Source organism: Microcoleus sp. CAWBG58 (assembly GCF_020883045.1).
Taxonomy (GTDB): domain Bacteria; phylum Cyanobacteriota; class Cyanobacteriia; order Cyanobacteriales; family Microcoleaceae; genus Microcoleus.
In genome coordinates, this window is the sequence record NZ_JAHRFA010000061.1 from 31,783 (window position 1) to 44,068 (window position 12,286).

13 protein-coding genes are annotated in these 12,286 nt (G+C 44.3%); 6 read left to right on the plus strand and 7 right to left on the minus strand.

All coding sequences use genetic code 11. From position 1 onward, the window contains the following. The 4 genes from QZ918_RS23475 to QZ918_RS23490 all read right to left on the minus strand — a co-directional run. Nucleotides 1-126 (minus strand): PD-(D/E)XK nuclease family transposase (locus QZ918_RS23475; RefSeq protein ID WP_293338893.1); only part of this gene is annotated, 126 nt, incomplete at its 3' end. A gap of 55 nt (nucleotides 127-181) precedes the next feature. Beyond that, nucleotides 182-928, minus strand: coding sequence for a HEAT repeat domain-containing protein (locus tag QZ918_RS23480; RefSeq protein ID WP_293150888.1), 747 nt, complete (start codon nucleotides 926-928; stop codon nucleotides 182-184). A gap of 196 nt (nucleotides 929-1,124) precedes the next feature. Beyond that, nucleotides 1,125-1,640 (minus strand): GNAT family N-acetyltransferase, encoded by a 516-nt coding sequence (locus QZ918_RS23485; protein WP_293338868.1) that lies wholly within the window; start codon nucleotides 1,638-1,640, stop codon nucleotides 1,125-1,127. Then, nucleotides 1,640-1,849, minus strand: coding sequence for a DUF8624 family small hydrophobic protein (locus tag QZ918_RS23490; protein ID WP_293338870.1), 210 nt, complete (start codon nucleotides 1,847-1,849; stop codon nucleotides 1,640-1,642). The genes QZ918_RS23485 and QZ918_RS23490 overlap by 1 nt, the downstream gene beginning before the upstream one ends. A 135-nt stretch (nucleotides 1,850-1,984) precedes the next feature. Between QZ918_RS23490 and QZ918_RS23495 the strand changes: the two genes are divergently transcribed. Together QZ918_RS23495 and QZ918_RS23500 are read left to right on the plus strand one after the other, a co-directional pair. Beyond that, a complete protein-coding gene (locus QZ918_RS23495) occupies nucleotides 1,985-3,355 on the plus strand; it encodes an alpha/beta hydrolase family protein (RefSeq protein WP_293338873.1) in 1,371 nt (456 codons plus the stop codon). 229 nt (nucleotides 3,356-3,584) lie between these two features. Continuing rightward, the gene (locus tag QZ918_RS23500) at nucleotides 3,585-4,943 is read left to right on the plus strand and encodes a Tle-like phospholipase domain-containing protein (RefSeq protein WP_293338875.1); all 1,359 of its coding nucleotides are present in this window, start codon (nucleotides 3,585-3,587) and stop codon (nucleotides 4,941-4,943) included. Nucleotides 4,944-5,688: 745 nt separating this feature from the next. Here QZ918_RS23500 and QZ918_RS23505 read toward each other — a convergent pair. Beyond that, complete coding sequence (locus QZ918_RS23505) at nucleotides 5,689-7,062, minus strand: MFS transporter (RefSeq protein ID WP_293338877.1); 1,374 nt, start codon at nucleotides 7,060-7,062, stop codon at nucleotides 5,689-5,691. A 126-nt stretch (nucleotides 7,063-7,188) separates the two neighbouring features. Then, nucleotides 7,189-7,746 carry a BsuBI/PstI family type II restriction endonuclease gene (locus QZ918_RS23510; RefSeq protein ID WP_293338879.1) on the minus strand — a complete coding sequence of 186 codons (558 nt, stop codon included), beginning with the start codon at nucleotides 7,744-7,746 and terminating at the stop codon, nucleotides 7,189-7,191. A 200-nt stretch (nucleotides 7,747-7,946) separates the two neighbouring features. On the opposite strand from QZ918_RS23510, the gene QZ918_RS23515 reads away from it, so the two are divergent. From QZ918_RS23515 to QZ918_RS23530, 4 genes are all read left to right on the plus strand, one after another. Then, entirely contained in the window at nucleotides 7,947-9,317 is a 1,371-nt protein-coding gene (locus tag QZ918_RS23515; protein WP_293338881.1) for a ParA family protein, read from the plus strand. Next, nucleotides 9,310-10,092: a ParB N-terminal domain-containing protein gene (locus QZ918_RS23520; protein ID WP_293338883.1), complete on the plus strand. Its 783-nt coding sequence runs from the start codon at nucleotides 9,310-9,312 to the stop codon at nucleotides 10,090-10,092. The genes QZ918_RS23515 and QZ918_RS23520 overlap by 8 nt, the downstream gene beginning before the upstream one ends. Further along, nucleotides 10,089-10,160 (plus strand): alpha-E domain-containing protein, encoded by a 72-nt coding sequence (locus QZ918_RS33175; RefSeq protein WP_367275423.1) that lies wholly within the window; start codon nucleotides 10,089-10,091, stop codon nucleotides 10,158-10,160. Before QZ918_RS23520 ends, QZ918_RS33175 begins: the two co-directional genes overlap by 4 nt. A 197-nt stretch (nucleotides 10,161-10,357) precedes the next feature. Then, nucleotides 10,358-11,950, plus strand: coding sequence for a family 10 glycosylhydrolase (locus tag QZ918_RS23530; RefSeq protein WP_293338885.1), 1,593 nt, complete (start codon nucleotides 10,358-10,360; stop codon nucleotides 11,948-11,950). 75 nt (nucleotides 11,951-12,025) lie between these two features. On the opposite strand, the gene QZ918_RS23535 is transcribed toward QZ918_RS23530, so the two are convergent. Then, nucleotides 12,026-12,286 (minus strand): hypothetical protein (locus tag QZ918_RS23535; RefSeq protein WP_293338887.1); only part of this gene is annotated, 261 nt, incomplete at its 5' end.

Genomic DNA, 12,286 nt, shown 5'->3' on the forward strand with positions numbered 1-12,286 from the left:
GTCTTGAATTGTCGGCTCTGCGTTGTAGAGCATGGCATTCAGGAAGCTAATCAAAACTTCTTTGTGCTGGGGCGATGCAAAGATTTTTTTGAAGCCAAAATCTGTTTTGGGATTGATGAAGTTCATAGTTGGTAACGGGTAAATTGTAATTGGTAAATGGTGTTTAATTGTGGAATATTCATTATAATATTCCTTCCATTTCTAAGTCTTCAATAATCTGCAAACCGCGCGGGTCTCCGACTCGCAACAGCGAAGATTTAGCATCGTCGCGCACGCCCATGTCTTCATCTTCTTCTAAAGATTCAATTAAAGCGTCGATCGCCCCAGCGTACACTACATTATTCGGCAACTCGCGCGCCAGTTGCCCGATCGCCCAAGCGGAATTACTGCGAACGGCAGATACAGAGTCTCTTCGCAATGCTTGAATCAACGGTGGAATCCCGGCAATCACCACATAGTAACCAACTTTTGCCATTTGACCCAGAGAACTCGCCGCCCACAAACGTACCGCCGAAATATCAGTTCTCAGAGCATCAATTAAGGGCGATAAAGCGCGGTGATCTCTGCAATTTCCCAAGGCCCAAACTACCCCTTTGCGAACGTAACCGTTCCAATCGCGGTTGAGTTGCTCGATCAGCGGTTCCACAGCATCGGGACTTGGATTTCGCCCCAAAGCATAGGCCGCACTCACCCGCACCAAGGGACAACCGTCTCTTAACAAATTAATTAAATGCGAAATCGCGCGATCGTCCTGGAGTTCGCAAAAAGCCCGCGCCGCCATCATCCGGTGCTGAGGTTCCGGCGATTCCAGCAAAGGCAGCATTTCCTCTGGATCTGGTAGCGGGGGTTCGGATTCATCAAAATGATCCAAAGGGCTTTCCAGTTCCGTATCAAGATCGAGGGCGTTGGTGTAGTCGTTATTGTTCATAAAAAAACTTTACCGCAGAGAGGATGCTACGGGCGCAACTGATTCAGCGGTAAATATAAATTAGCATTTCCGGCAATAAAAGCATTCCGATTCAACTCTCAAGTCCTCCTATTGTTCGCCCTGCTGGAGGAAGAGTCCTCATCATTTAGATGAATCCGAACTCTAGTTCTGACTGCAAACAAATACCTCTGGTTTTTCAAAGATCTTTGATCATCCATACAGAATGACTCTCATAACCTAATTTTTGATAGAGATTCATCGCAGGCTGATTGCTCAGAAAAACTTGCAAACCAATTTGCCGATCGCCTCTTGAACGCGCCCAATTTTCTGCCTGAATAACTAAAGCTGCACCGAGTCCCTGACGGCGGTGCTCCGGTGCTATGTAGAGCAGAAAAATGTGACCGTGGCGTTCTCCAGTGGTTTGGTCGATCGCATTTCCCAACCACAAACATCCGACAACTGATGTGGGATTTGCCGGCTGCGAGGGGATCCCGGAAAAACTTTCTCCCTCGAACGGGCTGTTTTTCAGGCACTCTACCCACCAAAGCGGCGTCTGTTTAGAAAAATACTGCTCGACAGTTTGAGCCAAATGTCCCAATTCGCGATCGGGGTAAAGCTCTCGGTAAGTATGGTGCAGGAACTTTAGCAGTTTTGCGCGATCGAGTCCAGAACCCGATCGCAGCCCGTAGCCCGGTATCAACTGAGCAGACATCAGCGAATTTCGACAGGGAGAGAGGAATAATTGAGCCCCAAGAAAATAGGATTCAGAGATACCGCTTGCTTTTGCGGGATCGGTTCCTCAATCGGTGCTGGGGCAGCCATGTCAGCCGGCAAAAAGATGCGAGCGCTGACTGCTACCAGAGCCACGAAAAATACTAATATTGCGATCGATGGAGCAATGTATTGACGAATGATAGTCATAACCGCAAAAAATGATTTTTGAGTAGATATTATCAAGTGTACCATACAAATCTTGTCAGTTATAATGGCTGATAGTGGAAAATTAGCTCAAAACCAGAGCGATCGCAAATACCAACAAACACCAAATAAAATATTATGAGTGCCTCGCCTGCTGTTTATGAAGCTCTGGCTAAGTCAATTGTTTTTTTGAATCAAAAGCCGAACGCGCAAAATCAAGTTTCGCGCTTCCTGGACACTAACGGCTACTATATCGATCGCATATTGGACGACAAAGAAACCGGATTTTATGCGATCGGCTTCGGTTCCTCTGACCCCACCAAACCGCCAGTCCTCGTATTTCGAGGTACCGACTTCATCGACGGCGACGCTATGTTTTCTGCCTCCCGCGACATCGGCTTACCCGAATTTGAAAAAAACAAAGATAGTATCAAAAACTGGCTCGCAGAAATCGGTCAAGATACTGCCAAAAACCCCAGCAAATTATTACCCGATGTCGTCGGCCACAGTTGGGGCGGAGCGATCGCTCAAATTGTAGCCAGCGAATACACATCTCTGAGCGGCGATATCTTGACTTTCAACTCTCCCGGAGTCTCAGCGAGTATCGCCAACAATTTTCGGAGAAATCTCAGTAGGGCAGGCAACAAAAATGTCAGTCACTACATTGTCAGCGGAGATATTGTCAGTTTGTTTGGCGAAGCATTTATCCAGGGAAAAGTATTTCTCCAAACTTTCACAGATCCTAGTATTAATCCCTTAAGTGTTTTAGCCAAACATCGCAGAGAAAATTTGTTAACTGCTCCACCCGCAGATTTTTTCCAGAGGCAATTTTCCCTTGAAAACTTAAACAGTCCCGAATTTACTTATAGTAACAACGACTCAGATTTTAACGAGTTTATTGCTGCACTAAATTTTCCCCTAGCAAATGTGTCAGTGGCAATCAGAAACCGAGCCGGTGCAGAGAGTTTGAGAACAGCCTCAGAATTTTCGTTTGTGGACTTAATCAGACAAATGCAATTCGGTTTAGCTCCCCTGCAACCAAATTATTTATTAGGCGACGCTCGCAACAATACTGCTAGCGGTGGCCCTGGAGAGGATACAATTATCGGCAACGCCGGTAACGACACCCTCAGAGGCAATCGAGATAATGACAGCCTCAGTGGCGACAGTGGCGACGACTTCTTGTACGGTGGCAGAAACAACGATTTTTTGGATGGTGGCGACGGAAACGACCTCATTTCCGGCGAATTTGGCAACGATTTTTTAATTGGCGGTGCAGGGCGCGATCGCTTTGTATTAGAATCCGGTGGCGGAGCAGATGTGATTGTCGATTTTAAAAAGGGTGAAGATTTAATTGGCCTATCGCGGGGTCTAACTTACCCTCAAATTATTGTTACCCCAAGTGCTGAGGGAGCTGTAATTACTATCCCGATTACAGGGGAAATTATTGCTACCGTCAGAGGCGTGTCGGCTAACGACCTCACGCGACCGGATTTCGTGCAGATTTAATGGATAAAAATAGTAGTTTGGGTAGCGCAACAACTGCAAGTTCTTGCGCCGAAATCTTTTTTGGTGTGTTTTTTGCTATTGCGAAATCCGCTGCCACAAACCGACTATTGGGTGATTTAGGAACGCGCAATAGGAGAAATCAATATTGTTTATCAACCTAATTTACTGTAAAATGAGTTGATTAGCTTAAAAAGCCAATCCCAATCAAACCACAGGAAATAACAAAAATATGCCATCCTCCCCCGCCGCTTACGAAAATATAGCCAAGCAGCTTGTTTACATAGATAACAACCCCCAGTTACAAACTGTAGTTCAAGCTGGTTTGACGGCTGCCGGCTACCGAATCGATCGCACTTTTGACGATCCCCTAACGGGATTTCACGCGATCGGCTTAATCTCCACCACCCCAGACAAACCGCCAGTTCTAGTATTTCGCGGCACCGACTCCCTCGTAGACGATATTGCCAATGCAGACAAGCGAAGCATCGGCTTCAACCAATTTGAAGCCAACAAACAAGCCTTAGGAACTTGGCTGACACAAATCGGTCAAGACACAACAAAAAACCCCCGCCGCTTGCCACCAGACCTTCTCGGGCACAGCTTGGGCGGCGCCATAACGCAACTAGCCGCCACAGAATTCACATCTGCGATCGGAGATATTGTTACCTTTAATTCTCCCGGAATTGCTCAAAATATAGTCAATACATTTAAGCAAAAAGCGAGTGCAGGCAAAAATGTAACTCACTATATAGTTAGTGGCGATTTTGTTAGTTTGGGAGGAGAAGCTTTTATCCCCGGAAAAGTAGTTCTTGAAACATTTACTAACCCGATTATTAACCCGCTACTTGTCTTGGACAAGCACACCCAAAGTGGTTTGTTAAGCTCTCCTCCTCCCGGTTTGACCAAGACAGAGATATCTGTAGACCAGTTGAGCCGCCCGGATTTCAATTTTACAGATTCAGATTATTTAGAGCTGTTAGCAGGCTTAAACTTTGCGCTGCCACCCTTAGGGAAAGCCCTGGCTTCCCGCAGCAGTTTAGAGCAATTGAGAACCACTCCGGGAACCTCTTTTCTCGGAAACGTTCTTGCAATGAGAACTGCTCTCGACCTCTCCCAAATTAATAATTTAGTAGGCGACGATGCCAACAATACAACCTCAGGTTTGGGAGGGGACGATATTATCACTGGTAATGGGGGAAACGATACTCTCAGCGGCAATAAAGGTAACGATATTATCAGCGGTGGCCTCGGCAACGATCAGTTATTCGGCGGCAAAGGAGATGACAATTTGAGCGGGGGAGACGGCGACGATACCCTCGTTGGCGGAGTAGGTGCAGATTTGTTAATTAGTGGCGCTGGACGCGACGTATTTGTGTTAGGAGCAGGCGCCGGTACAGATACACTTCTAGACTTTCAACAAGGTCAAGATTCAATTGGTTTGACCAGAGGTTTGACCTTCAACCAACTGAGAATTACTCAAGCCGATATTTCAACAACCATCGAAATTGCCAGCAGTGGAGAAGTTCTTGCCAGTTTCTTCGGCATACTAAGCAGTCCGCTAACAGCCAGGGATTTTATTTCGATTTAGTTGGTGGCTATAGCAATCCTAAAGGTATGTAGTTGCGCTTGGGCGCTATACGCTTATATTATGAAGAGCGCACTTTGCCCAACTACGTACCTAATTTTTGGATTGCTATATGGGGTAGGAATACAACATTGTTGTGTCCTATATTTTAGCGCTATACGCTTATATTCACCAAGAGCGCCCAAGCGCAACTACGTACCTAATTTTTGGATTGATATCTGGGGTAGGAATACAACATTTTTGTGTCCTATATTTTAGCGCTATACGCTTATATTCACCAAGAGCGCTGAAGCGCAACTACGTACCTAATTTTTGGATTGCTATCTGGGGTAGGAATACAACATTTTTGTGTCCTATATTTTAGCGCTATACGCTTATATTCACCAAGAGCGCTGAAGCGCAACTACGTACCTAATTTTTGGATTGCTATCTGGGGTAGGAATACAACATTTTTGTGTCCTATATTTTAGCGCTATACGCTTATATTCACCAAGAGCGCTGAAGCGCAACTACGTACCTAATTTTTGGATTGATATCTGGGTAGGGCCACAACATTTTTGTATCCTATATTTTAGCGCTATACGCTTATATTCACCAAGAGCGCTGAAGCGCAACTACGTACCTAATTTTTGGATTGATATCTGGGTAGGGGCACAACATTGTTGTGTCCTATATTTTAGCGCTCTTGGCTTATATTCACCAAGAGCGCCCAAGCGCAACTACGTACCTAATTACAGATACAATTTAATTAATCTGGATCGTCCAGTCCAGGCCGGGGCATAGATTCTAATTTTTTCTCATCTTCTAGCGGCAAAAAGAAAATCGTCAGCATACCGGGAATCACAGCGAGTGAACTAAACAAGAAATAATTTTGATAGCCCAATGCAGTCTGTAAGTAGCCACTAAAAACACCCGGAATTAAGACTCCTGCCGCCATAAAAGCCGTGGTAATTGCATAGTGAGATGCTTCGTATTCAGGGCGGACAGTCCGCATTAAGAACACTGTATAGGCAGCCACACCAAGCCCGTAAGTAAATTGCTCGATCGAATTTACAGCATAGGCCCATTCAATCCCCGGTTGATGGATTGCCAACATCCAATACAACACGTTAGTTGAATTCTGCATAATCGCCGTCGGCCACATCCATTTTTTAAGTCCTTGTTTCGCAATCAAATAGCCGCCCAGCAATCCTCCGACTAACAGAAACATTACTCCTAAAGTACCGGATAACAAGCCCATGTCCGACGTAGAAACAGCTAATCCTCCCTTCTCAACTTTATCCATTAAAAAGGGAGGAGCCATTTTAAAAGTCAGGGCATCGCCCAACCGAAAAATCAATACATAAGCTACAATCCAACCAATTTTATCTTGCTGGAAATAGGTTTTAAATGCCTCGACAAAGCTGGTTGTTTGTTGTGGTATGCCTGTTTCCGCAGCATAATTTCTCGGATAGGGAAGATACCACCGCTGAAACAGATAAATCAGCACAAAAATCAGCGCGCAAATGCCAAAGGCAGTCGCCCATCCGTAGTTAACCGGAGACACGTTATAAGACGAACCGAAAAGTGACAGTGGAATTTCCTGATATGTTTTAGTATCGCCTGCATTTACCGGGATTAAATGCTGTTCTGCTAGTTTACCTGCTAAGAAAACCAAGACACCGCTACCGACAATCACGGCACCTCTATAAGCCGTGTTGCGAACACCGACAAATAGTGCTTGTTTGTCTTTATTGAGAGTGTTTAAATAAAATCCGTCAATGGCGATGTCGTGAGTAGCTGAAACAAAGGCGATCGCTGTAAAGACAACTAGCGATATAATAACAGCCAGGGGCGTCAACACACCAAAAGCTAGGAAAGCAAACAGAAAAGCACAAATAATTTCCGTTGTTAAAATCCACTTGCGTTTAGTTGAATACAAATCAACAACCGGGCCCCACAAACCTTTTAATACCCAGGGAAAAGATAACAGACTTGTCAATCCGATTAGTTCGTTGCTGGTTCCCATCCCTTTCAAAAAAATCACCGACATTATATTAACGACGGTGTACGGGAGACCCTGGGCGAAGTACAATACTGATACCCACAATCCATCGATCGGTTTTTTTTCCATTGCAGACATATTTTGCCTAACTACTGATTTTGTTTACTGAGTGCGATCGACAATTTCCGGTCAATTCAACCGCTGGTATCACAGCATATATTGTGCTGATGCCAGCCGCAGCCATACAAACAGCGTATTTTAGCATCATTCTGGCTCACAAATACTTTCATCTTTTGAATCAGCCTGCAACAGATGTTGTCCGTTAAAATGAATCAGGTGAGTAGGCTCTTCTGCTACCCAGACATCAGTTTCCCAGGAAATATCAGATAAATATTCCGCCATTGCTTTGCGGCTGAGGAAAGCTGTCACCATCACCAAAGGTACTGTCGAACTTATAAAAAGATTCTCAAGCTCAGTTTTGCGTTTTGGATTAATCGGCCCGTGCGAAGTAACGGCTTCAATCAACACCAACCAGTTTTTTTCAGTGAAGTGAATAATTACATCTGGCATCTTACCGTGAGCATCAATTGTAACCCCTAGTACCGTGAGCGATGCTTCGTTGAAATAAGCAAATTTTTCATCGGTATCTCCGACATAAAGCAGCCTGCCAGCCGGAGTAAACCGAGCAGCAAACTGACTAATAATCTCTGCGATTAAGACGTTGTGACCTCCTGGCGAAAGAGTTTTGACATAGCCTTCAATTGTAATTGGAATCCGCGGCATTTCTCGCTCTTGTGCATTTTGAAAATTTGGTGTTATCATTTGTTTAGAAAAAGTGCGATCGCCTGTTCAGTATATTTTTACCTAAAATTACACTTATCTGCTAAAATGTCAAGCGCAATCAAAAACATATAAATTATCCAAAAGTATATTAACCTTTTATATAGTCATATCAAAAGGTAGCCAACTATGACAAAAATTTAAACCAAGCCTTATAATTACATTTAAGTATCTAGGTGTAAATGATGACAACTATCAACTGGAATCAAGTTTTAGATAGTATTTCAGATAATGCAGAAGAGCCTGAAGTCGAAGATCGATTTGTCAAACTCCTTCTAAATGCACTTGGATTCAGCTCTGATGAGTGGGTACAACAGTTTAAAACAGGAAAGGGCCCTGCTGATTTTGCTGCTCGCAAGAATCACGATGGTGATAAATTTTCAGTTTCTAAGATTAACCCAAACTTAGTCATTGAAGTTAAAGGCAGAGTATCAGGAAAGGCAATCATTAACTTAGCAGAAGGTACTCCCATGTACAAAAAAGCTAAAGAACAGATAACAGGTTATCTTCTTGCTCCTAAGTGCCAAACATCTCAATGGGGTATGATCACTAACTCAACAGATATCCAGCTATTCCGCAGACATGGTAAAATCGTACTACCTGCTACTAACTGCATGAGGATAACCAAAGATAATATCAGTGACATTATTACTAGAATTAAGAAATTGCTGGACAACCAACCCAAAGCTTTAACAATTTGCATCTATAATGATAAGGGAGGTGTGGGAAAAACTACAACTACAATCAACTTGGCTGCGATTCTTCGACAACAGCAGAAAAAAGTTCTGGTTGTTGACTTCGATCCACAACAAGGAGATTTAACAGATTCATTAGGCTTGCAGGAGGGAAAAGTAAAATTATCTGATTGCCTGACCGATCCAGCATTGAATGTTAAAGACACTATTCAAGCATTTAATCTAAATAATAAAGCGGGTCAATTAGTTAAGATGTTTGATGTCATCCCATCTGATTCAGGGTTATCGAAGTTCATGGGTTATGATTATGAAGCAAGAATTGAGAAAGGTTCAGCAAGGCTGCGAGATTTACTCGATATTTTTGTTCGTCATTATGATTACATCTTAATTGATGCGCCTACGAACTGGACTTTTTTTAGTAAAAGCTCTGTAAGAGCTGCCGATGTCATCCTCATGCCAACAGAACACAATAACTTTTCATCTTTGAAAAATGCTGCTAAAGTGATTAAAGACTTCCTACCTGAAGTTAAGAAGCTTAGGCAGGACGGTGGTCCCATTGCCTTGCCGATATTTTTCAATAGACATAAAGAAACAGAGGCTTCAATCAAAAGAGCAAATGCTGAAATTAAAGCTATTCTTACAGTTAAGAAAGGAGAAAACGATATTCTAGATCCTAATCTCTTACCCTATTATTGGCCTAAATATACAAAAGTGGCGAATGACAAAACTATATTCACTGTTCGAGAATATGAGGTTGTTTCAAGTGCAGCTTTTTCTAGAAAACCAGCGGCTTTGCAACACAAAAAAGCCGCTGAATATTACTTAAAATTAGCGCAGGAGTATTTTTTGTATGAGTAATTCTGAGAACATCGGTAAGTTAATGAACTTGAAATTATCTAAAATTGAGTCAGCAGAACAATGCTCTGAGTCAGAGTTTATCATTGCCGGAGCCGCCGAAGCTGTATTGCAAGCAGGTAATCGCAATTGGATTCCGATTATCGTCAAAGAAACAGGCGACTATCAGTATCAAGTTGTGAGCAATCACTTTGTCTATGCTGTAGCTCAACAAGCCAAATTAGATTCAGTATGGTGTATTGTCATTGACCCAAAACCATCAAATATTGAACAAGCGAAGATTCTAGCGCGAGAAGCAAATCCCACAGTCAATTTGAGTACAGCATCAAAAGATACTATTATAGCTGTACTTAAATACTTAGTTAAAGAGCATAATTGGAAGAATGTAAAACCTGTTGAAACTGCCAATAAAATTGTAGATTCTAACCGCGATCAATGGTCAGATTTCACCCCTCTGACTAAGTTACAATGTGGTTTGACGAAGGCGAGATTAGATTTTATTGCTAAAGTATTTTCTATATCACCGCCACCGCCGCCTCCTCCTCCTCCTCAAGCAGTCAGCGTGAAACGTGCCTCTAGAGATGAAATTTTTGATCGTCTCAATTACTTATCAACTAATAAAATAGGAGGCTTTGAAAATATTGATGCCGAAAAAACAGCCGATGCTATTTTCAACGCGAATAAAGGCAAGTGGAAAAGCCTAAATCCAATTTCCAAACTTGAATGCGACATTGATACAGCCAAAATGAAAATCATTAAAACCCTATTTAGCCTATAGAACTAGCTAGGTCAAGTAGTGTTGCTGATTCAATTTATTGGCTCAACCGCTATATTGAAAGAGCGTAAAATATCGCCCATTTTGCTGAGGTCAATTTTAATCTCATGCTCGACTCTCCCAGCGGTATTACTCAACTATTTACTTATTTGCCCAATTAATATACCTTTGTGCCAAAATGTCAAGCGGACGCTCACACCAAACGTCCGTAAACGACAGTTAAACGCTCCCTCACACATTCTTCATGCGAAAGACTAAAACACTCTTTTTGTCAAGCCTGTTCGCGATCGGCTTAACAATCAGTTTCCTCCTAACTCCAGGCTGGTTATCACAATGGTTGCCGAATCGGGCGATCGCAAATCCACCCCCACAAACCCAAACCTCGGAATTTCGCGCCTTCTGGGTGGACGCATTCAACCCCGGTTTCAAAACGCCTCAAGAAGTAACCAAGTTGATTGCAGACGCACAGAAAGGTAATGCCAACGCGATCGTCGCTCAAGTCCGCCGCCGCGGTGATGCTTTTTACACCAGTGCGATCGAACCCCGCACCACCGATCCGAATGTTCCAGCAGGTTTCGATCCCCTCCAAGATTTGATTGACAAAGCCCACGCCGCAGGTATAGAAGTACACGCTTGGATGGTGACGCTACCAGTAGTTTCCGGTGGCAAACTTCCCGCCAATCATGTTTGGCAAGAACATGGGCCCAATGCCTCAGGAAAGGACAATTGGGCGATGCTGATTTCGAGTGGCGAAGCCAAGGGTTTTCTCGATCCAGGCAATCCAGATGCCCTAGATTATACTGTTTCTGTCTATTTAGACTTGCTGAAGCGCTACGATGTGGACGGCGTACAGTTGGATTACGTGCGCTACGGCGGGCCGAATTGGGGCTACAATCCTACTTCGATCGCCCGTTTCAACCAACAAAACGGTCGATCGGGCAAACCGGCAGCCACCGATCCTCTGTGGATGCAGTGGCGGCGCGATCAGGTGACAAATTTAGTGCGGAAGCTTTATGTAGAAGCGATGGCGATTAAACCGCGCGTTAAAATTACGGCGGCGACGATCGCCTGGGGAGACGGCCCAGCTAACGATGCAGGCTGGTATAAAACGCAACCCTACAGAGAAGTATTGCAGGATTGGCGCGCTTGGCTGGAAGAAGGTATTCTCGACATGGCGATGCCGATGACTTACCAGCGTGAGTACAAGCCGCAGCAGAAGCGCGGTTACGACAATTGGATCGAGTACGCTAAAGACCATCAGTACAACCGCCAAATTGCGATCGGCCCCGGCAACTATCTCAACTACATCGAAGACACTCTAGGGCAGATTCGCCGCGCCGAAGCGCCTTCTGCGAAGGGAAATCGCGTTGCTGGTACGGTGCTTTATTCCTACGCTAGCACCAATATTTACAGTAACGTTGAATTGCGATCGGGCGGTAGTGGCAATTTGCCTCGCCAGCCTTGGAAATTCCTGTTGCAGAGTAATGATTGGTTTTATACGGCGCTGTCGCAACCGAGTCAATACGTTGACGCTGCGACGGGTAAAACTGTTCAAACTCAGCCTGTGTGGGCGACTCCGGCGGGGATTCCTGATATGCCTTGGAAGTCGCGGCCGACTGCTGGGGCGATCGCCGGAAATTTGCAGCGATGCCAAGGAAGCTGCGACGGTGCGGGCTTGACATTGCAGGCAGTTAATGCTGGTGGCAAGGTGCGGCAACTGCGGGCGGATGGTAAAGGATGGTTTGGGGCGATCGAGCTTTCACCCGGTTCTTATCAGTTGAAAGTTGATGGAAGTCAAATTCAACAAACAGTTAATGTTGTCGCAGGTGAAGTTACAAAAGTAAATTTCGCTAGTTTATAGCCAGTTTGTAGGGTGCACAGTGTGCACCTTATTTCAAACCCAAATTTTTTGATAAATCTCAATCATGGCAGTCGGTTAAAACTGAGCTCTTGCAGCAAGGTCAATAAGCCCTCGATCAACAGGCTTTCCGGCCTGTTCCACAAGAAAATTGATCTTTTGTGGAACAGGCCGGAAAGCCTGTTCTTTAGAATGGTGCAAGATTTCAGTTAAAACCCACATTCCGCACCCCGAACTGGCACATACGCGAATTGAGGGGTAAAAGTGAATCATCAGAGACAAGAGCGAGTAAAAATACTCAATTATTTTGGTAGCGCTCGGTAAAAGACCAAGTTTATG